This is a genomic window from Pseudomonas sp. MH9.3 (genome assembly GCF_034354675.1).
In the GTDB taxonomy this organism is placed as follows: Bacteria; Pseudomonadota; Gammaproteobacteria; order Pseudomonadales; family Pseudomonadaceae; genus Aquipseudomonas.
On the sequence record NZ_CP133785.1, the window covers coordinates 4788025 to 4809999 of the forward strand.

Below are 21975 nucleotides of genomic sequence, written 5' to 3' on the forward strand. Positions count from 1 at the left end.
GGGAGATGACAAATTGTGACAGAAAGTGGCCCCGTCCAGTGATCCCTACCAACGGATTATCGCGTGAACGGTAACAAAGATTCACAGGAATGCCAGCTTATCCTCCTCCAACGCCCCGCCTAGAATTGCGCCGCCTCTCCCGCACCTCACCTCAGGAATTCGCTTGCCGTGCCGCGTCGCATCAGCAGAGAGCTGAAGACTCTCAGTGTTTGGGCTTTATCGTTAGCAATCAGCGGCTGTATCGGAACCGCAGGCATCGCCCCCCAAGGCCAGTCCTTGAACGCCAATGACCTGGCCACCGATGAGGCTATCCAGCACGCCGCCCGAGACGCGCACTGGCCCACCGCGCAATGGTGGCAGGCCTACGGCGATCCTCAGCTCAACCGCTGGGTCGAGCTTGCCACCCACAGCAGCCCGAGCATGGCCATGGCCGCCGCCAGAGTGCGTCAGGCACGCGCGCTGGCCGGCATTGCCGAGTCGGCCGAATCCCTGCAGATCAACAGCGACACCACCCTCAAGCGCCACCATTGGCCGACGGATCAGTTCTATGGCCCTGGCGAGCTGAGCGGGTCGACCACCTGGGACAACACTTCATCCCTGGGCCTGAGCTACGCCCTTGACCTGTGGGGCCGCGAAAGCAATGCCACCGAGCGTGGCGTCGACCTGGCCCATATGCGCGCGGCCGAGGCGCGCCAGGCTCAGCTCGAGCTGCAAAACAACGTGGTGCGCGCCTATATCCAGTGGTCGTTGCATTACGCCAACCGCGATAGCGTGGCGGCCACGCTGGCCCAGCAACAGCAAATTCTCGATCTGGCCAATAAGCGTCTGGACGCGGGCATCGGCACGCATCTCGAGGTTAGCCAGGCTGAAACCCCATTAGCGGAAACCCGTCGCCAACTGGACGCTCTCGACGAAGAAATCGCCCTCGGCCGCAACCAGCTGGCGGCGCTTGCCGGTAAAGGGCCCGGCGAGGGCGCGCAGTTGCAGCGCCCGACGCTGTCACTCGCCGCGCCGCTGAAGTTGCCATCGCGCCTGCCTGCGCAGTTGCTCGGTCAGCGCCCGGACGTGGTCGCCAGTCGCTGGCAGGTCGCGGCGCAGGCACGTGGCATTGATGTCGCGCAGGCCGGTTTCTACCCCAATGTCGACCTGGTCGGCGGCCTTGGCTACATGGCCACCGGCGGCGGTTTGCTGGCCTTTCTGGCCGGCCACACATTCAACTACACCCTCGGGCCGGCGATCACCTTGCCGATCTTCGACGGCGGGCGGTTGCGTGCCGAGCTGGGAGAAGCCAGCGCCGGGTATGACATCGCCGTAGCGCACTACAACCAGACCCTGGTCAATGCACTCAAGGGCATCAGTGACCAATTGATCCGCCGCGAATCCATGGACAAGCAAGCCTCTTTCGCCGCGCAATCGGTGGCGTCAGCGCAGAACACCTATGACATCGCGACCATCGCCTACCAACGCGGCCTCACCGACTACCTCAATGTGCTGAACGCGCAGACCCTGCTGTTTCGCCAGCAGCAGGTCGAGCAGCAGGTGCAGGCCGCACGCCTGAGTGCCCATGCCGAACTGGTGACGGCACTGGGCGGTGGCCTCGACGCCGGGCAGGACGCGCCGCAATGAAATACCTGCAGTCCCTTGAATGGCGCCGTGGTTTCTTCGACTGGGCGCGCAGCGACGGCGTGACCTGGGTATCTATCTTCAAGGTGCTGATCGCCGCGTTCCTCACGCTATGGCTGGCCATGCGCCTGGAATTGCCGCAGCCACGCACGGCCATGATCACCGTGTTTATCGTGATGCAGCCGCAGAGCGGCCAGGTGTTCGCCAAGAGTTTCTATCGCTTGCTCGGCACCCTGGCCGGCTCGGCGGTGATGGTGTTGCTGATTGCGCTGTTTGCGCAGCACACCGAACTGTTCCTCGGCGCGCTGGCGATCTGGGTTGGCCTGTGCACGGCGGGCGCGACGCGCAACCGCAACTTTCGCGCCTATGGTTTTGTGCTGGCCGGCTACACGGCGGCAATGGTCGGCCTGCCAGCGCTGGCGCACCCGGACAGCGCCTTCATGGCGGCAGTGTGGCGCGTGCTGGAAATTTCCCTGGGGATCCTCTGCTCCACGCTGGTCAGCGCCGCGATCCTGCCGCAAACCGCCAGCGCCGCGATGCGCAATGCGCTGTATCAGCGTTTTGGCATGTTCGCGCTGTTTGTCACCGAAGGCCTGCGTGGGCGCTACCAACGCGATGGGTTCGAAACCGCCAATGTGCGTTTTATCGCCGAGGCCGTGGGCCTGGAAGGGCTGCGCAGCGTCACGGTGTTCGAAGACCCGCACATGCGTCGGCGCAACGGTCGGCTCAACCGCCTCAACAGCGAATTCATGAGCCTGACCACGCGCTTCAACGCCCTGCATCAGTTGCTCGCGCGACTGCGGGCGGGCGGCGCCGATCATGCGGTGGATGCAATCAAACCGGGCCTGCAGGACCTCGCAGAACACCTCGATGGTTTCTCGGGCCGCGCTCTCACCAGTGCCGACGCCGCACGCCTTGCCGAGCAACTGCGCGCCTATCGGCAAGACCTGCCCACTGCGCTGCGCAGCCTGCGTGCGCACTTTGAGCAGGGCAGCCCAGGCGACGCCGAGCAACTGGACTTCCATACCGCCTGCGAGCTGCTCTATCGCTTCGTCGACGACCTGCACAACTACGTGCAAACCCACGCGTCCCTGGCCGATCATCGCCATGCGCGCGAACAAGGGAACGAACCCTACACCCCCAAAACCAACTGGCTGGCCTGCGCCGCTTCGGGCATTCGCGCGGCGTTTATCCTGATTGTTCTGGGCAGTTACTGGGTGGCCACCGCCTGGCCCAGCGGAGCTACCATGACGCTGATCGCCGCTGCGACGGTCGGCCTTTCCGCCGCCACGCCCAACCCCAAACGCATGGCGTTCCAGATGGCCTGCGGCACCTTGATCGGCGCGCTGGTGGGGTTTGTCGAAATGTTCTTCATCTTCCCCTGGATCGACGGTTTCCCGCTGCTGTGCGTGGTGCTTGCGCCGGTGATCGTATTGGGTGCCTTCCTCGCCTCACGCCCGCAGTACGCCGGGGCGGGCCTTGGCCTGCTGATTTTCTTCAGCACCGGCTCGGTGCCGGACAACCTCACGGTCTACAACCCCTACACCTTTATCAACGATTACCTGGCCATGGTGATCGGCATGCTGGTGTGCGCGGCGGCCGGGGCGATCATCCTGCCGCCGAACAGCCGCTGGCTGTGGCGCCGCCTCGAACAGGACCTGCGCGAGCAAGTGGTGTATGCCATCGGTGGCAAACTCAAGGGCCTGGCCGCACGGTTCGAAAGCCGCACCCGTGACCTGCTGCACCAGGCCTACGGCCTCGCCGTCGCGCAGCCGCAGGTGCAACGCGACCTGCTGCGCTGGATGCTGCTGGTGCAGGAAGTCGGCCACGCGATCATTGAGTTGCGCAACGAGCAGGCGATGCTGCCGGTGCACCCGGCCTACGCCGAGTCCCAACCCTGGCGCCAGTCCATCCGCGTGATGGGCCGTGCGCTGATGCGCCTGTTCCTGCAACCCAACGCCGGCAATCTGGAGCGCGGGTTGATCGCCGTCGACCACGCGATCAGCCGCGTGCAGGCCACCGACGAACCCTTCGCCCCGCACTTCGACACCTCGGCCCTGCGCCGGATCAAAAGCTACCTGCACTTTATCCGCACCTCGTTGCTCGACCCGCAAGGACCGCTGCATGCCTCGTGAAATCGCGTTCCACGGCCTCTACATGCCAAGCATCAGCCTGATGTTCCTGATCGCGGCGGGCCTTGCCTGGGGGCTGGATCGCTGTATGGCGGGGTTTGATCTGTACCGTTTCTTCTGGCACCCGGCGTTGCTGCGCCTGAGCCTGTTCGTCTGCCTGTTCGGCGCCTTGGCGCTCTGCATCTACCGTTGAGAATGCCCCGATGAAAAAGTTTTTCAGCCTGCTCGCCACCTTGCTGGTATTGGCGCTGGCGATCTGGATTGGCCGCACGCTGTGGGTGCACTACATGGACACACCCTGGACCCGCGACGGCCGCGTGCGTGCCGACATCATCAACGTCGCGGCCGACGTGACCGGCGAGGTGGTCGAGGTGCCCGTGCGCGATAACCAGTTGGTCAAAAAAGGTGACCTGCTGATGCAGATCGACCCCGAGCATTACCGCATTGCGGTCAAGCAGGCGCAGTCCCTGGTGGCCTCCCGCAAAGCCACCTGGGACATGCGCAAGGTCAACGCCCACCGCCGCGCCGACCTCGACGCGCTGGTGATCTCCAGGGAAAACCGCGACGACGCCAGCAACATCGCCGACGCGGCCCTGGCCGATTACCAGCACGCCCTGGCGCAACTGGAGGCCGCCGAACTCAACCTCAAACGCACCCGAGTGCTCGCGGCGGTCGACGGCTACGTCACCAACCTCAACGTGCACCGCGGCGACTATGCACGCATCGGCGAAGCCAAAATGGCCGTGGTGGACATGAACTCGTTCTGGGTCTACGGCTTCTTTGAAGAAACCAAGTTGCCCCATGTGAAGGTGGGCGACAGCGCCGATATGCAATTGATGAGCGGCGAGACCTTGAAAGGCCATGTGGAAAGCATTTCGCGCGGCATCTACGACCGCGACAACCCCGAGAGCCGGCAGCTGATTGCGGATGTGAATCCGACCTTCAACTGGGTGAGACTGGCCCAGCGCGTGCCGGTGCGCATTCATATCGATCGGGTGCCAGAAGGTGTGTTGTTGGCGGCCGGGATCACCTGCACCGTAATCGTGAAGCCCGTGCGGCACTGAACCTTGGCGAACTGTGGCGAGCAAGCTGTGACGGCGGTCTTTTGTGGCGAGCGGGCTTGCCCCGCGTTGGGGTGCGAAGCGCCCCCAATCCAGCAAAATGCGGTGTACCTGATACGCCTCAGCGCCTGGTTTTGGGGCTGCTGCGCAGCCCAACGCAGGACAAGCCTGCTCGCCACAGTAGCCCGTCTGCCACAGGGCAGCCTTTGCCGATAGCTAAGGCCCAAACCGCACCAGCATGCGCTGCCCCACCCGCAGCGATGCCGGCGGTGGTTGGTCGAACGCGAGTATGCATTCGACCGTGCGCATATTGGCTCTGACCTGGGGGTCGTCTTCCAGGGTGCTGCTGCCCAGCACTGAGCTGATGCGCACCACGTGGGCGGTCAGCGGCGTGGAGCCGTTGACGCTGTCGTCGGTGACCTCGGCTTTCATCCCCGGGACCACCACGCCGGTGAATGACTCATTCAGCTCGGCGCGCACGATGCGTGGCTGGTTGGGCAGCAACACGAATGCTGCGCCCGATTGTGCGGAGACGGCGGCGCCAGGCTGGATCAGGCGGCGGACCACTTCGGCGTCGATGGGCGCACGCAGGCTGCGCCGGGTCAGTTCGTAGCGGGCCGCCGTCAGTTTTCTTGCGGCTGCCTGGGCGTCGCCCTGATTCTTTTCAAGCGCGTCGCGTAACCGCGCGGCGCTCTCGCGGGCCTCGTCGGCGCTCTGGCTATCGCCAGCACCGGCGGCAGCGGCCGTGCTCAGGCGCGTGGCCGTCTGCTCGGCGAACGTGAGTTGCCTGGCCAGTTGCCTGGCCTGGACCTCCACCTGCTGTTGCTCCCCCAACGCGGCAGCCACCGCCAGTTGCGCGGCCTCACTGTCCAGCGTGGCGAGCAGTTGGCCCTGCTTGACGGACTCGCCTTCATTGACCTTGACCTCGGCCACCACGCCGTCACGGGTGACGCCCAGCCTGAGCAGGCCGCCCTCCACGTCGATGCGGCCGCGCGCCACCGCGAGATAGGTCGGGGGCGCCGCAGCGGGCTTGGCCGGGACGTCTTCACGGGAGCAGGCACTCAGCACCAGCAGTGCGCTGCTCAACAACAGCCAGGGGCGAAACAGACGTGGGTTCATGCGCTGGGTTCCTGGGCACCGGCGATCGTCGCCGGCTGGAAGGGAGAAGGGGTGTCGTTGAGGATGCGGCCGTCTTCAATGGTCAACACCCGGTCGGCATTGCTGATCAACCGCGGGTCGTGACTGACGCACAGCACCGTGGTGCCCCGCGTGCGGGCGATGCGGTGCAGGATGTCGATCACGATGTGGCCGTTGGCGGCGTCCAGCGCACTGGTCGGTTCGTCGGCGAACAACAACTCGGGCGCCTTGGCCACTGCCCGCGCAATCGCGACGCGCTGCTTTTCGCCGCCGGACAATTCGGCCGGGCGCAGTTTCAGGCGCGCACCCAGGCCGACCTCTTCCAGCGCTTCGATGGCGCGTTGCTGGATTTCCCTGGCCGGCAGCCCGAGGTAGCCCAACGGCAGCGCCACCTGCTGCAGCGCGGTCAACGCCGGAAACAGGTTGAAGCCCTGGAACACAAAGCCGGTGTGCCGTAGGCGAAACTGCTCCAGGGCGCGTGCGTCGAAGCTGTCCAAGTCGTGCCCGAGTGCGCTGGCGCTGCCGCGGTCGGGCCGCTGCAGGCCGCTGAGAATCGCGAGCAGGGTGCTTTTGCCGCAGCCGGACGGGCCGGAGATCAGGGTCAGTTCGCCGGGGCGTATCGCCAGGGTGATGTCGTGCAGCACGGGGGTCACCACCCGTCCCGAGGTGAAGGATTTGCTGATCCCGCTGGCGTGCAGGGTGATAGGGGCTGCCGAGGTCAGGATGCGCATGGGCGGGTCATCTCAAAAGGCTCGCCGGGTCGGCGTGACGTAAAGTGCGGATGGCCGCCAGGCCTGACACCAGGGCCAGGGTCATGCTCAGCAGCAGGCACGCCAGGGCTGCGATGGGCGAGAGCTGCAGTGGCACGTTGTAGTAGCCGGCCAGCACGAAGAACAGCCCGGCCAGCAGCGAACTGCCGAGCAGGCCCAGGGCCCCGACCCAGAACGCCTGCTCCATCACCACTTTGCGCAAGGCCGTGACGCCGACGCCGAGGGCGTTCAAGGTGGCGTATTCGCGGATCGAGCCGACGACCGCAGCCACCAGCGTCTGGCTGGTGATCACGGCGCCCACCAGAAATACGATGGCCGCCAGAAACAGCACGCCGGCCCCGGCGCCCGTGTCGAACATCCAGTACCACTGCGAGCGCTGGGCGAACTGTTGTGCCGTCCACACCGCGTAGCTGCCGAACGCGGCGCCGTCGCCCAGGCGTGTGGCAACCGCCTCGGCCTGAGCCGGGTCGCGCACCTTGGCCACCAGGTAGGTAATGCGGTCTGCGGGAGCGGTGGTGTCGAGTTGTCGCGCGGTGGTCAGCGACGCCAGCACGTTCACCCCGCCCAGCGCGCGCAGGCCGCTGGCGATGCCGACCACGCGCACGCGATGGCCGTTGATGGTTGCGGCGTCCCCCAGGTTGACGCCCAGGCTGTCGAGGTCGGCGCGGTCGACGATCACGGCGCCGGGTTCGTCCAGGCGTGCGCGCAGATCGGTCGATAGCACGCGTTCAAACATCAGGCCTTGCGGACCCGCGTCGATACCCGACACAAACACCGACACGCCGCCGGTGTCCCGTGCGCCGCGCCAATCGGCGTCGACCCAGCGAAACGGTTCCACCCGCACCACATCGGCGTCCATGCGCAAGCGCATCTCTACGCCGGCGTCGATGGGCCTGCCGAGGTTGACGCTCTGGGTGCCGGGGTAACCGACCCACAGGTCGGCCGTGGAGCCGGTGATATACACGCTGGCGCTGCCAAAGATGCCCAGCACCAATGCGGCCTGCAGCAATTGCAGCAACCCGGCGAAGCCCACGGCAATGATTGCCGGCAGGAAGCGGCGCCATTCATGGATCAGGGTCAGGCGGGCGAGCGCAACCATCAGTCCGTTTCCTTGATTGCGCCGGCCGGCAACGGCGCGCCACCAAGCGCCTTGTACAGCGCGATGTAGGCGATACCCCGTTCAGTGCTGGCAGCGTCGGCCTGTTGCCGGGCCTGCTGCGCCTGCACCTCGGCGCCCGCCAGCTCCAGCGTGCTCATCAACCCCAGCTGCGTGCGCTGTCGCAAGGCGTGCAGGCGTGCTTGCGTCGCTGCCTGTGCCTGGCGGGATGCCTGTTCACGCAAGCGTGTCTGTTCCAGATCCCCCAGCGCCATTTCCACCTGAGTGACGCCTTGCAGGACGGCCTGGCGATAATCCAGCAGGGCGGCCTGCAGCAGGTGGTCGCTGGCGCGAGCGGCGCTGGCGCGTTGGCCCCAGTCGAACAGCGGAATGCTGATGCCCGGTCCGGCCGAGAAAATGCCGTTGCCGCTGGGCGTGCGTTTGCGGTTGCTGGCGATGTTCACCGACCACTGCAACGAGGCGCCCAGGCTCAGGCGTGGGTACATGTCGGCGCGGCTCATGCCCAGCTCACCGGCGGCGACCAGCACCTGGGCTTCGGCGCTGGCGATTTCCGGGCGTGTGCGCAGCAGGTCCGCCGGCAGGTTGTCGAGTTGCCACGGGCCAAGGGTGGGCAGCGGTCGCGGTTGCAGCCAGCGCGGTTCAGGTTCGGATTGGCCCGCCAGCAGCGCCAACTGTTGCGCGTGGCGGTTGATCAACTGACGCGGCGTGCTCAGGCTCATCTCGGCCTGCGCCAGTTCCACTTCAGCGGCGGCCACTTCGGCGGGCGAGGCCAGGGCCAGGTGCTCGCGCACTCGCAGCAGCGCCAGTTTTTCCCGCTGGGTGTCGCGCTGGCGGGTCAGGCTGAGCTGCGCCTGTTGCGCCGAACGCAGCTCCAGCCACTGCCGCGTGAGTTCGGCCACCAGTGACACTTGCACGCTGCGCACCTCGGCCTGCAGCAGCGCTTCATGGCCCTGGGCCAGGCGTTCGGCACTCTGCCGGGCACCGAACAGGGGCAACTCCCACTGCGCATCGAAGCCGATCAGAAAGTACGAGGTGCTGGTGTCAGGGCTGATCGCATCATGGGTCTTCACGCCCAGCGACGGCAGGTAAGGTGCCTGCGCGCTGCGGCTGAGCACGCGGGTGGCACGCAACCGCTCGATGGCCGCGCCCGCCTCCAGATTGTTGTGCAGGGCACGCACCACCAGGGCATCGAGTTCGGGGTCGTTGAAGGCGCGCCACCACTGATTGACGTCGGGCTTGCGCGGCGCCAGGTCTGGCGGGGTGTTGCGCCAGACCTGCGGCGTGGACGGTTTCAAGGCCGGCAGGGGGGCTACCGAACAGCCGGCGATCAACACCAGGGACAGGGTGCATAGCATGCGACACGAGCGCGATCTGCTAGGAAACTTGATAGGGGTCACCCAAGGGCGTGATTGGATCGAGGCGGACTACGATCAACGACAAACGCGAGAGGGGTCTGAGGATGCTGAGTCTGGATTCAGGACGCGACTGTACCCATAGCGCCCGTTCAGTTCTGTAGCGAAATTGTATTGCAGCGCAATGAGCGGGCTGGCGACCGCGCGCGCGGGCCAGCCTTGGGGAAGTGGCCGATCAGGCCTGGCAGTAGGTCTCGTGCAAATGGCGCCACAGCAGGGCGCCGCTGGCCAGCTTCTCGAACACCACCGTGGCCCGGCGGTCTGTCTGGGTGCCGCTGTCATCGACCTGATGCTCGCGGTAACTGACGATGGCCCCGCGTGCGTGCCGGTCAATGCCGGTCAGCTCGCTCAAGGTGATCTTCAACCCCGGCCGCTGCCCGCCGAGCCGCGTAAACAGATAATTGACCCCGGCCGCATTCATGCGCGTACCGGTGGACGGCGCAATCATGGTGAACTCCGGCGAGAAGCGCGCCAGCAACTGTTGCAGCGTGCCCTGCGGCGCGACACCGGCGAACCATTGCTCGATCTCGATGTGGGTCTGAATCACTTCTTCGAAAAAGTCGCTGTAGTCGATCATTTATAAACTCCCATTCAAGCCAAAGCGTTTCTTCAATGCTTTTTCCAATAAGCCCCTGGGCAACAACGCCGCCATCAGCGGCAACACCCGGCTGCCATTGCCCGAGCGCAGCAGGCGCGGGGGCTGTTGCCGCTGCGCGGCCTGGAGCACATGCGCCGCGAATACGCCGGCGGGTGTCGGCTTGTCCTGTGAGGCCTGGGTGCGGGCGCGGATGCTTTCGCGCAGGGGCCACCAGGGTGATTGTTCGTTGATCAACTGTTCGGCCTGGGCGCCGGCGTTTTTCGCAAATTGGGTATTGATCGCGCCGGGTTGCACTTCCATCACACGGATGCCGAACGGTGCCAGTTCCATGCGCAGGGCATCGCTCAGGGCGTGCACGGCGGCTTTGGAGGCGCAGTAGGCGCCGGCAAACGGGGTGACCAGCACACCGGAGACGCTGCCGATGTTCACCACCAGGCCCTTGTTGCGCCGCAGGGCGGGGAACAGCGCCTGGGTCACGCCGACAATGGAAAACACATTGGTCTCGAACTGGCGCTGCATGGCTTCGGTGCCGCCGTCGAGCAGCGGCCCCATGCCGCCGTAGCCGGCGTTGTTGACCAGCACATCCAGCTCGCCCAGTTGCTCGGCCAGGTGCTGCAGGGCGGCGCTGTCGTTGACGTCCAGTTGCACGGCCCGCAAGCCTGCGGCGGCGAGGGCGGCGACATCGTCCGCGCGGCGGGCGCTGGCCCACACGTCGAAGCCTGCGCTTTTAAACGCGTCGGCCAGGGCGCGGCCGATGCCGCTGGAGCAGCCGGTGATGAGTACGTTGGGCATGGGTCAATCCTTTGTCAGTCCGAGAAACTGCCTTGCAGGTGCTCGGCACGAAATTCCAGGGTTTGCGCGCGGTAACCGGGGCGCAGTGGCGGGGTGGGCAGGCAGTCGTCCCAGGTGGCGCCGGCCTGCAGTTCGCCGGGGCCGCGATAGCGCGGAGCGGCGTAGACGTTGTCGGCCAGGTTCACGCTGTCGCCCGGTGCGTAGGCGGCGACGCGCCAGCGCAGTTCGGTGAGGGGTACGTCGTTGCCGTTGTTCAGGGTCAGTTTCAGTGGGCGGTCGGCGGGGCATTCCTGGGGTGCGTAGACGATGCGCAGTTCAAGGCGCGCCAGTTGCGAGGCTTCGCGGTTGTCCAGCCACACCACCCACACCGCGACCAGACCCAGGCCTGCGGCGGCGGCCAGGGACACCGGCAAGGCTTTGGCCGGGTAGCGCAGCAGCAGGATCAACCAGGTGATGATCAGGAGAACGCCGAAGAACATGGAGACCGCCTCGCGAATGGATGGACCATCCTACTGTGAGGGAGGCGGGTTGACTATCCGGTGTGCTTTCGCACGCCATCGCAGGCAAGCCAGCGCTTATCAAACTTATTGATTTTAAAACCTGAAGTTTCAGGCAGCCACATTCCTGTGGCGAGCGGGCTTGCCCCGCGTTGGGGCGCGAAGCGCCCCCAATCAAAGAAAACGCGGTGTACGTGACACTACGCAGAACATGGTTTTGGGGCTGCTGCGCAGCCCAATGCGGGGCAAGCCCTGATGCCGTTCAGTCAAGTGCAGATGCTCTGTGGAAGCGGCGGTGCGACTTGCTCGCGAACGCTTACTGACTGAACAGCCAGTGTGAGTACGCGGGCGATGCCTGATACGTCGCTGGTGCGTTCGCGTGCATGTTTGATGGAGATGCCACCACACGTCCCAAAAAAAGCGGTGTCCAACTCGCTGCGGATGACGGGCGCAATGTTCTGCAATAGACATTAATCCTAACGGAGTGTGTTCGCGTTTTTTTGCTCGGATTGACACTCAGGTCATGACGTCCTTTCGGATAATTCCCAGACCAGATGGTCTGTCAACGTGTATGAGCCCCCGCCAATGATCACCGCTCCTCAGCGTTCGCAACATCAGACAGCTCCCAGTGAGCCTGCCTATCCGCCAGAGCCGGTGGCGGTGCGGTCTATGCCGCAAGAGCCTGTCCGTTCTGTCCCGTTGGCGGCACGCTCAAATGCCCCTGTGGTCGATACCGGGCAAGCCGCCAGGGCCTCGCTCGAGAAAGACAAGTTCAGCAAGCTTGCAATGAGTGCGGCGGCTGCACTCCCGGATGTGCGCGCCGAAGCCAGGCGATGCGCTGAAGCAATTGTGTTCGACCTGACCGGCTTGCAGGTGGATGCCGACAAGACCTACCTGAACCGTTTTCATGGTTCGCAATCGGCCTCGACCGCATCCGGTTGGGAACATCTGGATGAGGAACCAGCCTCCTCAATCAGCTTGACCGACGCAGTATTGAACAACTTTTCCGAGCATGATTGGGCTCCAGGCAATCTGGACCTGGAGGCCGGGTTGTATAAAGACGGCCCCGGCCAGAGTCAAAAATCAGGGTACGGCGCGCATAATCAAATTCCGCTGGCCCCGTCGGATTTTATGCGCGGCGTCTGGAAGTACGATTTGCAGGCGAAGGTCACCGAAAAAATTACCCGTTTCTGGAAAGATCATGCCGATGACTACCGAACAGTCCTGAAAGGCGAATTCATCTACCAGGCGCGTCAGCAACTGCAAACCCAATTGAACAGTCTGCCTGCCGAGCGGGCATTGCAGGTCCCTGAGCATCAGTTCTCCCGTAATGATTTTCGCAGGCTGATGGAAGCGATAGGCGGCGTGCCTGTGGATGAAAACCAGCCTCTGGGCGTCGAACAGTTGAAGGCCCCGTTTCCGGTCAGCGGCAGCGTGGACGTCCATGCCTTCGATATCAATGGATTCAAGTCCACTGATATTTTGCGTTTCACTCTGCCCGACACAGGCCCGCGCGAGTACTTGAAGGGCCGCCTCAACGGCAGGCAGATCCTCTATATACCGGGCGCCAGGCCCGCATTTCTTACATTCGCCTCACTGGAGAAAATGGACCAGTGGGTCGCCGACCAAGCCCGTTCTGCATCAACGCGAAAAGCTCTGGAATCGCACTTCTCATTAGAAAATCGGCAGGACAGGGGGGCCGATACCTTTTGGCTGAACCTGCTTCACGCCGTGAACCCGCTGACCGAGCTGATCGCGCTGATTCCCAGCCGCCCAAAGGAAGGCGTCGACGTGTCCCTGGAACATCTCGGTACGGGCGCCAGCGATAATCTGGAAGGTACCGTCATTGACCGCAGCAATTTCGCCATCAAGGACGATATTTTCAGCCACATGGCGCAACTGACCGCCGAGCGTATGTACAGCGACGCGGATGTTGCCATCAAATCCGACAGTGAAGTCACCCGCGACACCTGGCTTAACGACCTGTCGGTTGCTGCCCAATTGTTGGCCAGATTGGCGCCTCTGGGCGCGCCTGCTGCGGCGGCGGCCGTATTCACAGGCCTTGCGGAAGCTGCAGTGGGGGGCGAAAAAACTGTTTCTGGCGATACACAGGCAGAGCGTGCGGTTGGAAACGCCAAGGTGATCGACGGCATGCTCAACACCCTGTTTTCGATCAGTGGCGGGGCGAAAGTCGACGACCCCTTTACGCTTCCCCAGGAAGGGCCTCCCGTGATCGTGCCGGAGTTCAGCGAGGCCGATATCGGGTTACCTGACTTCAGCGAACACGCGTTGCCCGATGCCCTATTGGAGGGCTGCACGATCAAGGGCGACGGTACTTACCAGGTCGGGGAGCAGCACTATGTGCGCTACGGCGAAGGCGGGGGTGAACGCGGGGTTTTCGAAATCAGTCGTGTCTACAAATCCGGAGGACCTGTCTGGGTCATCAATCCGGTGACCAGAGCCAGGGTGATGCTGCTGGAGCCGACAGGCAACGGCCAGTGGCGCATGAACAGAATGCTCGGCGGTGGCAGGGAAGGGCAGCAGTTACCGAGCAAGCGCCCGCGAGACGCGACTGGGACCTCGGCTTCAGCAACGTCCAGCGACGGGCAGGCCGGGCAATCCACGTTCAAGCGGCCCAGGTTGGCTGAAGCCTTTCCCGGTGAAAAGGCTGAGCTGGAGCCGCCCGTCAAAGGAAAGAACGTGTTCTACAAATATACGTCGCAAGACCGTCAGGCTTCGTTCGCCGCGCAACGCGCCTTCGAGCCATCCTCCACGCATTTGAACGGAACCCCTCTGCCCCGAGGGCAGGGCAGGCACTACTTTACGGACCTGGCCCCTGAAGACAGGCCAACGGAGCAGATATCCCGGCTGATTTTCGGGCGGCGAAGATATGGCAACACGCTGGATAAAATGACCAACTATTTCGAGGTCAACACCTCAGGCCTGGTGCTGTTGAGCGACCCGGATTACCCACATATCTTCTATGTGGACACCAAGTTCGACATCCCATTGCAGTACAGGACCAGCCCTGGCTCGGGGCTGACCAATCGAGTCATCTCTCGTGGTGAGACGCCCTATATGCCGCCTAATCCTGGCTAGGCAAAAGCGCAGGGGCCTTCACAATCGCCAGCAATCCAAAAAAAAGCCCCCACCCGGCCCACTGCGGATAGGGGACGCAGTGGGCCGGGTGGGGGCTTGTTCTACGACCGTGTTACTGCGCGATAGTTTTCACCGACACGCCACGTTCAATCGGCGTCGAGCGGCCGTAGATGTCTTCGAAGCGCTCGATGTCGTCTTCGCCCAGGTAGCTGCCCGATTGCACTTCGATGATCTCCAGCGGGATCTTGCCCGGGTTGCGCAGACGGTGCACCGAGGCGATCGGGATGTAGGTGGACTGGTTCTCGCAGAGCAGGAACACGTTCTCGTCACAGGTGACCTCGGCGGTGCCGCTCACCACGATCCAGTGTTCGGCGCGGTGGTGGTGCATCTGCAGCGACAGGCACGCGCCCGGCTTGACCGAGATGTGCTTGACCTGGAAGCGCCCGCCCATGTCCACCGAGTCGTAGGAGCCCCACGGACGATAGACTTCGCAGTGGTTCTGGGTTTCGCTGCGGCCCTGCTCGTTGAGGGTGTTGACCATCTGCTTGACGCCCTGGACCTTGTCCTTGTGGGCAATCATCATCGCGTCCTTGGTTTCCACCACGACGATATTGTCCAGACCGATCACCGACACCAGCTTGCCGTTGCCGTGCACCATGCAGTTACGGCTGTCCTGGATCACCACGTCGCCCTTGCTCACGTTGCCGTTGGCGTCCTTTTCGTTGACCGCCCACAGCGAGGCCCAGCAGCCCACGTCGCTCCAGCCGGCGCTCAGCGGCACCACGCAGGCGCGCTGGGTTTTTTCCATCACGGCGTAGTCGATGGAGTTGTCCGGGCAGCAGGCGAAGGTGGCTTCGTCGAAGGTCACGGTGTCGGCGGTCTGCTCGCTGCGCTCCAGGGTCAGCAGGCAGGTGTCGTAGATGTCCGGATCGTGCTTTTTCAACTCTTCGAGGAAGCGGCTGGCGCGGAACAGGAACATGCCGCTGTTCCAGAAATAGCCGCCGCTTTTGACGAACTCGACGGCGCGCTTCTCGTTTGGTTTTTCCACGAACTGCTCGACGCGGCTGACGCCTTCGGGCAGCAGCGAGTCGTTGGCCGACTTGATATAGCCATAACCGGTTTCCGGGCGGGTGGCCGGGACACCGAACAGCACCATCTCGCCGCGCTCGGCGGCCACGGTGGCCAGGGCCAGGGCGCGTTGCAGGGCTTTCTGGTCGTCGATCACGTGGTCGGCCGGCAGCACCAGCATCAGGTCGTCACGGCCTTCGTTGACCAGCATCATCGCGGTCAGCGCCACGGCTGGCGCGGTGTTGCGGCCGAAGGGTTCCATCAGGATGCGCTGGCACTCGAGCTTGCGGGCGCTCAACTGCTCGTTGACGATGAAACGGTGGTCCTTGTTGCACACCACAATCGGCGCGTCCATGCCTTCGAACACCAGGCGCTCCAGGGTTTGCTGGAACAGGGTGTGCTCACCGGTCAGGGCCAGGAACTGTTTTGGGAACTGTTTACGCGAAAGCGGCCAAAGACGTGAGCCGCTGCCACCGGAAAGGATTACTGGAATCATCGGTATTTCTCCTTGAATCGATTGAGTCAGAGTCAATTTCAAAAGCTAATCAGCGGGTCGATACCGGGCGTTTCACCCACACTGGCGACAGGCTCGAACCTGTGCCGGTGACATACAGCACCGCCGCTTCACCACGTTCCAACGCAACCGGCTTCACATCGCCGACTTTCTTGTCACCGTCATACAACGCCAGGCTTACCTTCACCGGGTTGATTTCACGCTCGCCACGGCCCTTGGCGGCCACCGACTTGACCACATCGGTCTTGCCGTCGGCGGTTTTCAGGGTCAGGGCCTTGTCGCTGAGGTTCTGCACGCGCACCAGGGATTTCTGCTTGTTCTTGAACGGCGGCTCTTCGATCAGCTGCGGCTGGCCGCTGCCGCTGTTGACCAGGGTGTAGTAGTGATCGGCGGCCAGTTTGACCGGCACGGTCTGGCTGCCGACCTTGGCGCTGTAGTCACCGCCGGGCATGAAGCTGAAGTCGCTGCTGGCCAGTGGCGCAACCTCACTGAGGTTGGTGTTGCCCACGGTGGCGCTGACTTCCTGGTTGCTGGCGTTGTAGATGCGCACAAAGCTCGAGCCTTTTGGCGCGGTGGGGCCGTACAGGGCGGCGTCACCACCGGCGAAGGCGGACATCGATACGAAGCTTACGCCGGCAGCGATGGTCAGGGACTTGGCGAGATGGCGCGCAGTTGTAGTGAAAGTCATGTGAGTTACCTCTCTTTCAGTTTTGCGCCCGGTCGGGCGTCTCGGATTTTTTAAGGGTGTTGTTCAACGCCATGTCTTGCTGGCGCATACCGGCTTGTTTGAGCTGCGCAACCCAGTCGGGGTCGGCGTCGCCGATTTCGTTGTTCACAGGCAGATAACGTTCAGGAAATTCCCAGATCAGCACTTGCGGCGGATTGTTCTTGAAGTCATCGCTTTTCAGGTAGCTGAGCATCGGCAGGATCGGGCCGTGGCCGTCTTCGGAGTAGTTGATGACGTCGCTGTGCAGGGCCTGCTTGAGCGCGCCGACGAAGTTCCAGTTGGGGTTGGCGCTGTAGCTGGTGCCCACCAGTGCCACCGGGGTCTCGCTGTCGGCAAACAGGGCGTCGTCGCCTTTGTCTTCAGCCAGGTGCGTCACGCGCTTTTGCAGGGGCTCCTTGGGCGGCATCAGGTTTTCGAACAGCGGGTCCAGGGGCAGGAACAGGCGCAGGTCACCTTTGTGCGGCTCGGTTTTTTCCGCCTCCGTGACAAAGCGCTGCGGCTCGCCGCTCAACGGCGTTTTCTCGGAGATGGTTTTGGCCAACTGCCTGGCCGCGATTTCCGCGCCGTCCGGAGTCCAGTGGGTGTCGGTGCGCAGGAACACTTGCGTGCCAGCCAGCTTGGCCTGTTGCAGCGGCCCCAGCAGGTCCGGCGCGACGATCTTGTCGGCGGCGACACGGGCGTGGAAGTCCTGGTACAGGTTGGCGTGGATGCTCGCCGGTTTCACCTCATCCAGATGCTCCGGGTACAGGCGCACCTTGGCCGGCACAATCGCCATCACCAGCTGGATGCCACGGGCCTTGAGCTGCTGGCGTACGCCCTCGACCAGCGCGTAGTTGTCTTGCAGGTTCTGGTCCTGGTTGGCGATGGCGTTGAATTCCTCATCGCTGTACAGCCAGTGATCGCGACCCAGTACCACGCCGGTGCGGCCTTCGTTGAACAGCTTGTAGTCCAGCGCTGCCCACAGGTTGGTGCCCAGGCGTTTGATCGGGAACTCTTTGTCGTAATGGGTCTCGACGGCCTTGGTCCAGCGACCGTTGAGCACGGTCGCGTCGGCGTTGGTGCTAAAGCCCATGAAGCTGCGCAGCGACCAGGCGCCCAGGGCCAGCAGCAGCGCCAGGAACAGGCTTATATAGAGGACGCGTAATGAACGGGTCATGGTCGGCTCCCTCAGAATTGGAAGTAAAGGAACGGCGAGAAACTCTGCGCCGACAGTTTCAGAATCGACGCCACGAACAGCAGCAGCACCGCCGCGCGCATGGCGTAGCGTGGCCAGTCAGCGGTCCAGTAGGCCGGTTGCACGGCCGCATCGCGACCCACGCTGAAACCGGGCTGATGGATGCTGCCGGGGTTGTCGCCCGGTACCGCCTTGATCAGGCTCGGGTCGGCCGGTTTGGCTTTATCCGCAGGGCGGTTGGTGTAGAAGTCGCGCAGGCCGAAGAACGCCAGGGTGGCGTAGGCCACCACCAGGGTTGCCACTTGCAGGCCGGTGAGGCTGGAACGGTTGAGTTCCGACAGCGACCACTCGCCAAAGCTGAACATGGCGCCGTACATACGCCCGGCCACGTGCAGGTTTTCGGCGCGGAAGATCACCCAGCCCATCACCACCAGCAGGAAGGTGAAGGCCCAGCGCACCACGTTGAAGCTGCGCGGCGCGGTGTTCAGGCCAATGGCTTTTTCAATCGCCAGCCACATGCCGTGCCAGGCGCCCCACACGATGTAGGTGATGTTCGCGCCGTGCCACAGGCCACCGAGCAGCATGGTCAGGAACAGGTTGCGGTAGGTGGTCAGTGTGCCTTTGCGGTTGCCGCCCAGGGTGATGTAGAGGTAGTCACGCAGCCAGGTGGAGAGGCTGATGTGCCAGCGCCGCCAGAACTCGGTGATCGACTGGCTGATGTACGGCTGCTTGAAGTTTTCCATGAAGCGAAAACCCATCATCAAGCCCAGGCCGATGGCCATGTCGCTGTAGCCGGAGAAGTCGAAGTACAGCTGCGCGGTGTAGGCCAGCGCGCCGAGCCAGGCATCGCCCGTGGTGGGGTTTTGCAGGGCGAAGCAATGGTCGGCCACCACCGCGAGGGTGTCGGCAATGAATACCTTCTTTATGAAACCCTGCATGAACCGCGTGCAGCCCTCGGAGAATTTATCGAGGGTGTGCGTGCGGTTGTTGAACTGGTCGGCCAGGTCGCGAAAACGCAGCACGGGGCCGGCGATCAAGTGCGGGAAGATCGCCACGAACGCGGCAAAGTCGATGAGGTTGCGCGTGGCCGGGGTGTCGCCGCGATACACGTCGATGATGTAGCTGATGGACTCGAAGATGTAGAACGAGATGCCGATCGGCAACAGCACGTGGGTGAGGATGAACGGCTCCAGGCCCGCCGACTTCATCATCACGTTGATGCTGTCGACGCCGAAGTTGGCGTACTTGAAGTAGCCGAGAATGCACAGGTCGACGGCCACGCCCAGCAGCAGCCAGCGTTGGGCCGGCTTGGTGCGCACGCCCGCCGCACCGACCTTCAGGCCGATCCAGTAATTCCACAGCGTGACGGCGGCGAACAGCGCCAGGAAGTCCACTCGCCACCAGGCGTAGAACACATAGCTGGCAATCAGCAGCAGCAGGTTGCGATAGCGTTGCCCGCTCAAGTAGTACAAGCCGAGAAAGATCGGCAAGAACAGAAACAGGAACACATTGGACGAGAAAACCATCCCGATCTCTCCATGTTTAACCAACAGTCAAGGGCCAGAGCCCCCCCAAACCCCCCACGAAAAGACGGGGAGGGCGGTACAACATTCCTACTGACGAAACCGGCTCAAACTGTGGGAGGGGGCTTGCCCCCTCCCACATTTCTAACCGAGTTTGCTCAGGAACCTTTGTTGCCTTTTTCATGCGCCGGGTCGTAGACCTTGGTCAGGTCACCGCCCAGGCGGAAGGTCTTGAACGGTTGCATGCCGTGCTTGCGCTCGATCACGTCCGGGGCGCAGGTGTAGAGGGTGCAGAAGGGTTCGAGCCAGGCGAATTTCATGTCCTGTTTCAGGTCCTTCATGTCCTGCTCTTTGCCGTTCTTCTGCTCGAAGATCTCTGGGTCCTTGACCCCGGCCAGCACTTTGTCGCCCAGGCGCTTGAGCGCGCTGTTGTTTTCCTGGCGCAGGTCCACTCCATTCACCAGCGCGAAACTGGCGATCATCGACAGCGGCGGCAGGGCGTAGTTGTGGTACGACAGGGCGCGTTGCTGGCGCTTCAATTCATTCGGCAAAAAGCCCTGGTCGTCGACCTGGTTCACGCCGACCTTGTATTCCTTCACGGCCCAGTCAAACAGGTCGCGACGGTTGGTGGCGACGGACGTGGCCATCACCGACCAGGCGGCCCAGTAGGAATGATTGTTGTTTTTTTCCAGCGGCAGGTTGTCCCAGTCGCTCACCACCTGGTCGGCGAGTTTGTTGAACCAGGCTTCGATCAACTGCGATTCCTGCTGGTGATTGGCCAGCGGGTGCGAGTCGGAGAACTTCAGGCGCACATAGGCCGAGGCCATGCTGCCCAGTGCCCATTTGCGCATGGACTTGCCGGTGTGGTTGAAGTCCTTGGACATCAAGGCGTCGGCCTTGGCCCACGACACCAACCAGTTCAGTGTGCATTCAAGCTGCTGCGGACGGCCGTCGCGCATGAACTGCATCACCCGCTTGCTGGTGTCTTTTTCCAGCTTGGTGATGTCGGCGGTGCTGTCGCGAAAGGCTTTTTCAGACTGCAGGTTCAGCGTGGAACGTGCCTTGTCGGAGCCTTCGTATTTGCTGCGAAACTGCAATGGCCCGGTGTAGGGCGTGGGCATGGTGTCGCAGTTTTCCTTGAAGTCGCCGGTCTTGAACGCTTCGATCGGGGCGAAATAGCCCTGGGGCGGACGCAGCGGCGCGGCGGCGTTGGCGGCGCCGGCAAAGATTGCCAGGCCGAGCAACGATGGAATCAATAACTTTTGCATAGGTAACCTCACTTTCCGAGTTGGGCGGTCTGTTGACCACCGCCTGGAAATACGTTGCGTGTGCAAATTTTCGCTTCGACTTTCTGCGCGGCAGCGCCCGCTTCGGGGCCCTGCACTTCCACGGCCAGCAGGTTCTGCGAGGCCCAGTCTTCATCGGTGCGCAGTTCAAAGGCGAAACGCCCGTCTGTATCGGATGTTTCGGGTTTCTCGATCTTGATGTCCTCGTGGCGCCCGTTCATGTACCAGAGGGTGGCTTGCAAGGTTTTCACCGACGGATCGGCGAAGCGGATATCGACCTGGTGGTTCACGTTACGCAGGTCTTTGTTCGAACTGTTGACCATCAGTTCGTTCTTGCCGGGTTTGAGCGTGGTGCTGGCACTCATCTGCGCAGGCTTGCCTTCGCAGCCGTTGTCGAGCAGCGCCATCATCTGGCGGTAGATGGTTTCCTGGTCCAGGCGATACAGCGGCGAGAATTCCCAGATAAGGATTTTCGGCGGGGTTTTCTGGAATTCTTCGCTGCCCAGGTACTGGATCATCGAGCCTTCCAGGCCACCGCCGGGGAAGGCGACATTGAGGATGTCGGCGCCGATTTCCTGTTGGAGGAAGCCGGCGAAGTTGTAGTTCTTGCCGCTGTGGCTGGTGCCCACCAGGGTGATCTGCGGGTTGCCCGAATCGCTGAACAGGTCGCCGTCGCCCGCTTCGCCCTTGGGCTCGGTGGTGAACTGGTCCATGTACTGGATCGCGTAGCTGGTGCCGCACAGCTGGCCGGCCATGTTGTGCAGGGTGCCGGTCTTGCCCATGCGCCCGGAACGCTTGGTTTCGAATTCCTGGCGAGGAATATCGGCAAATTCCGGCAGTGAGCGCACCTTGGCGCCGACGATCTTCGCGGTGCGCTGGGCGCCGTACGGGGTCCAGTGCTGGTCGCCGCGGAAGTAGAAATCGTGGGCCGGCAATTCATCCGGCAGTTGCTCGTTGGTCAAGGGCGACAGGTCCGGCACCACGTAGCCCATTTTGGCGAAGCGGCCGAGCATGGTTTTGTAGTTGCCCAGTGCCTTGTCGAAATCGAAAGAGGCTTTTTCCGCCGGGTTGAGCTTGTTGCGGTTCACCAGGCCACGGGTCGGCTGGTACACCAGCACCAGTTCCACGCCCTTGGCCTTGAACGCATCGTGCAGCTGTTGCAGACGCTTGTAGCCGGCGGGGCTGGTGTCGAATTCGGTGCGCAGGTCTTCCTGGGTACGGAACAGCCAGTCGCCCTGGGCTTGCACCAGGGTGGTGAAGTTCTGCTGGTAGCGCGTGGTGTAGTTCTTCGCGTCATGGGCGGCCGGGCACAGGCTGCAGCACGGTTCGGCGGTGAAGGTCGGCGCCTTCACTTCGTCGGCGCGCACGCCCTGGCTGGCCGCCAGCAGGCCGAGGGTCAGACCCGAAAGGCTCAGCAGTTTGATCATGTGTGGGTGCATAAGGGT

18 protein-coding genes are annotated in these 21975 nt (G+C 63.1%); 5 read left to right on the forward strand and 13 right to left on the reverse strand.

What is annotated here, in order from left to right; all coding sequences use genetic code 11:
• The first annotated feature begins 168 nt into the window (after positions 1–168).
• From RHM60_RS21270 to RHM60_RS21285, 4 genes are read left to right on the forward strand one after another with little or no spacing between them, the layout of a single operon-like run.
• Positions 169–1626: an efflux transporter outer membrane subunit gene (locus tag RHM60_RS21270; protein WP_231422996.1), complete on the forward strand. Its 1458-nt coding sequence runs from the start codon at positions 169–171 to the stop codon at positions 1624–1626.
• Complete coding sequence (locus RHM60_RS21275; RefSeq protein WP_231422997.1) at positions 1623–3758, forward strand: FUSC family protein; 2136 nt, start codon at positions 1623–1625, stop codon at positions 3756–3758. The genes RHM60_RS21270 and RHM60_RS21275 overlap by 4 nt, the downstream gene beginning before the upstream one ends.
• Complete coding sequence (locus RHM60_RS21280) at positions 3748–3948, forward strand: DUF1656 domain-containing protein (protein ID WP_231422998.1); 201 nt, start codon at positions 3748–3750, stop codon at positions 3946–3948. Before RHM60_RS21275 ends, RHM60_RS21280 begins: the two co-directional genes overlap by 11 nt.
• A gap of 10 nt (positions 3949–3958) precedes the next feature.
• Positions 3959–4819, forward strand: coding sequence for an HlyD family secretion protein (locus RHM60_RS21285; protein WP_231422999.1), 861 nt, complete (start codon positions 3959–3961; stop codon positions 4817–4819).
• 213 nt (positions 4820–5032) lie between these two features.
• Here the strand turns inward: RHM60_RS21285 and RHM60_RS21290 are convergent, their stop codons facing one another.
• The 7 genes from RHM60_RS21290 to RHM60_RS21320 all read right to left on the reverse strand — a co-directional run bounded on the left by RHM60_RS21290 (position 5033) and on the right by RHM60_RS21320 (position 11121).
• Positions 5033–5935, reverse strand: coding sequence for an HlyD family secretion protein (locus tag RHM60_RS21290; RefSeq protein ID WP_231423000.1), 903 nt, complete (start codon positions 5933–5935; stop codon positions 5033–5035).
• On the reverse strand, positions 5932–6684 hold the full coding sequence (locus RHM60_RS21295) for an ABC transporter ATP-binding protein (RefSeq protein ID WP_231423001.1): 753 nt from the start codon (positions 6682–6684) through the stop codon (positions 5932–5934). Before RHM60_RS21295 ends, RHM60_RS21290 begins: the two co-directional genes overlap by 4 nt.
• 7 nt (positions 6685–6691) lie before the next feature.
• Positions 6692–7822, reverse strand: a complete 1131-nt coding sequence (locus RHM60_RS21300; protein ID WP_209988811.1) for an ABC transporter permease — start codon at positions 7820–7822, stop codon at positions 6692–6694.
• Positions 7822–9195, reverse strand: a complete 1374-nt coding sequence (locus tag RHM60_RS21305; RefSeq protein ID WP_231423002.1) for a TolC family protein — start codon at positions 9193–9195, stop codon at positions 7822–7824. Before RHM60_RS21305 ends, RHM60_RS21300 begins: the two co-directional genes overlap by 1 nt.
• A 232-nt stretch (positions 9196–9427) precedes the next feature.
• Positions 9428–9829, reverse strand: coding sequence for a DUF4440 domain-containing protein (locus RHM60_RS21310; protein ID WP_209988815.1), 402 nt, complete (start codon positions 9827–9829; stop codon positions 9428–9430).
• The gene (locus RHM60_RS21315) at positions 9830–10642 is read right to left on the reverse strand and encodes an SDR family oxidoreductase (RefSeq protein WP_322212689.1); all 813 of its coding nucleotides are present in this window, start codon (positions 10640–10642) and stop codon (positions 9830–9832) included.
• 14 nt (positions 10643–10656) lie between these two features.
• Positions 10657–11121, reverse strand: coding sequence for a multidrug transporter (locus RHM60_RS21320; RefSeq protein WP_209988821.1), 465 nt, complete (start codon positions 11119–11121; stop codon positions 10657–10659).
• 687 nt (positions 11122–11808) lie between these two features.
• On the opposite strand from RHM60_RS21320, the gene RHM60_RS21325 reads away from it, so the two are divergent.
• On the forward strand, positions 11809–14238 hold the full coding sequence (locus RHM60_RS21325) for a dermonecrotic toxin domain-containing protein (RefSeq protein WP_322212690.1): 2430 nt from the start codon (positions 11809–11811) through the stop codon (positions 14236–14238).
• A 112-nt stretch (positions 14239–14350) separates the two neighbouring features.
• Here RHM60_RS21325 and RHM60_RS21330 read toward each other — a convergent pair whose 3' ends face one another.
• The 6 genes from RHM60_RS21330 to RHM60_RS21355 form a co-directional block, all read right to left on the reverse strand.
• Positions 14351–15802 (reverse strand): mannose-1-phosphate guanylyltransferase/mannose-6-phosphate isomerase, encoded by a 1452-nt coding sequence (locus RHM60_RS21330; protein ID WP_209988827.1) that lies wholly within the window; start codon positions 15800–15802, stop codon positions 14351–14353.
• 49 nt (positions 15803–15851) lie between these two features.
• The gene (locus RHM60_RS21335) at positions 15852–16508 is read right to left on the reverse strand and encodes an alginate O-acetyltransferase AlgF (RefSeq protein WP_322212691.1); all 657 of its coding nucleotides are present in this window, start codon (positions 16506–16508) and stop codon (positions 15852–15854) included.
• A gap of 16 nt (positions 16509–16524) precedes the next feature.
• Entirely contained in the window at positions 16525–17703 is a 1179-nt protein-coding gene (locus RHM60_RS21340; RefSeq protein ID WP_209988835.1) for an alginate O-acetyltransferase, read from the reverse strand.
• Between the two features lie 11 nt (positions 17704–17714).
• Positions 17715–19247: an MBOAT family O-acyltransferase gene (locus RHM60_RS21345; RefSeq protein WP_015371217.1), complete on the reverse strand. Its 1533-nt coding sequence runs from the start codon at positions 19245–19247 to the stop codon at positions 17715–17717.
• A 155-nt stretch (positions 19248–19402) separates the two neighbouring features.
• A complete protein-coding gene (locus RHM60_RS21350; protein WP_322212692.1) occupies positions 19403–20512 on the reverse strand; it encodes a mannuronate-specific alginate lyase in 1110 nt (369 codons plus the stop codon).
• Between the two features lie 8 nt (positions 20513–20520).
• A complete protein-coding gene (locus RHM60_RS21355; protein WP_231423005.1) occupies positions 20521–21969 on the reverse strand; it encodes an alginate O-acetyltransferase in 1449 nt (482 codons plus the stop codon).
• Positions 21970–21975 lie beyond the last annotated feature (6 nt).

Coding starts and splice junctions, on each gene's coding strand:
- RHM60_RS21295 (WP_231423001.1), bottom strand. CDS start 6,684: ATGCGCATCCTGACCTCGGCAGCCCCTATCACCCTGCACGCCAGCGGG.
- RHM60_RS21310 (WP_209988815.1), bottom strand. CDS start 9,829: ATGATCGACTACAGCGACTTTTTCGAAGAAGTGATTCAGACCCACATC.
- RHM60_RS21325 (WP_322212690.1), top strand. CDS start 11,809: ATGCCGCAAGAGCCTGTCCGTTCTGTCCCGTTGGCGGCACGCTCAAAT.
- RHM60_RS21280 (WP_231422998.1), top strand. CDS start 3,748: ATGCCTCGTGAAATCGCGTTCCACGGCCTCTACATGCCAAGCATCAGC.
- RHM60_RS21335 (WP_322212691.1), bottom strand. CDS start 16,508: ATGACTTTCACTACAACTGCGCGCCATCTCGCCAAGTCCCTGACCATC.
- RHM60_RS21345 (WP_015371217.1), bottom strand. CDS start 19,247: ATGGTTTTCTCGTCCAATGTGTTCCTGTTTCTGTTCTTGCCGATCTTT.
- RHM60_RS21305 (WP_231423002.1), bottom strand. CDS start 9,195: ATGCTATGCACCCTGTCCCTGGTGTTGATCGCCGGCTGTTCGGTAGCC.
- RHM60_RS21350 (WP_322212692.1), bottom strand. CDS start 20,512: ATGCAAAAGTTATTGATTCCATCGTTGCTCGGCCTGGCAATCTTTGCC.
- RHM60_RS21285 (WP_231422999.1), top strand. CDS start 3,959: ATGAAAAAGTTTTTCAGCCTGCTCGCCACCTTGCTGGTATTGGCGCTG.
- RHM60_RS21320 (WP_209988821.1), bottom strand. CDS start 11,121: ATGTTCTTCGGCGTTCTCCTGATCATCACCTGGTTGATCCTGCTGCTG.
- RHM60_RS21315 (WP_322212689.1), bottom strand. CDS start 10,642: ATGCCCAACGTACTCATCACCGGCTGCTCCAGCGGCATCGGCCGCGCC.
- RHM60_RS21300 (WP_209988811.1), bottom strand. CDS start 7,822: ATGGTTGCGCTCGCCCGCCTGACCCTGATCCATGAATGGCGCCGCTTC.
- RHM60_RS21330 (WP_209988827.1), bottom strand. CDS start 15,802: ATGATTCCAGTAATCCTTTCCGGTGGCAGCGGCTCACGTCTTTGGCCG.
- RHM60_RS21340 (WP_209988835.1), bottom strand. CDS start 17,703: ATGACCCGTTCATTACGCGTCCTCTATATAAGCCTGTTCCTGGCGCTG.
- RHM60_RS21290 (WP_231423000.1), bottom strand. CDS start 5,935: ATGAACCCACGTCTGTTTCGCCCCTGGCTGTTGTTGAGCAGCGCACTG.
- RHM60_RS21275 (WP_231422997.1), top strand. CDS start 1,623: ATGAAATACCTGCAGTCCCTTGAATGGCGCCGTGGTTTCTTCGACTGG.
- RHM60_RS21355 (WP_231423005.1), bottom strand. CDS start 21,969: ATGCACCCACACATGATCAAACTGCTGAGCCTTTCGGGTCTGACCCTC.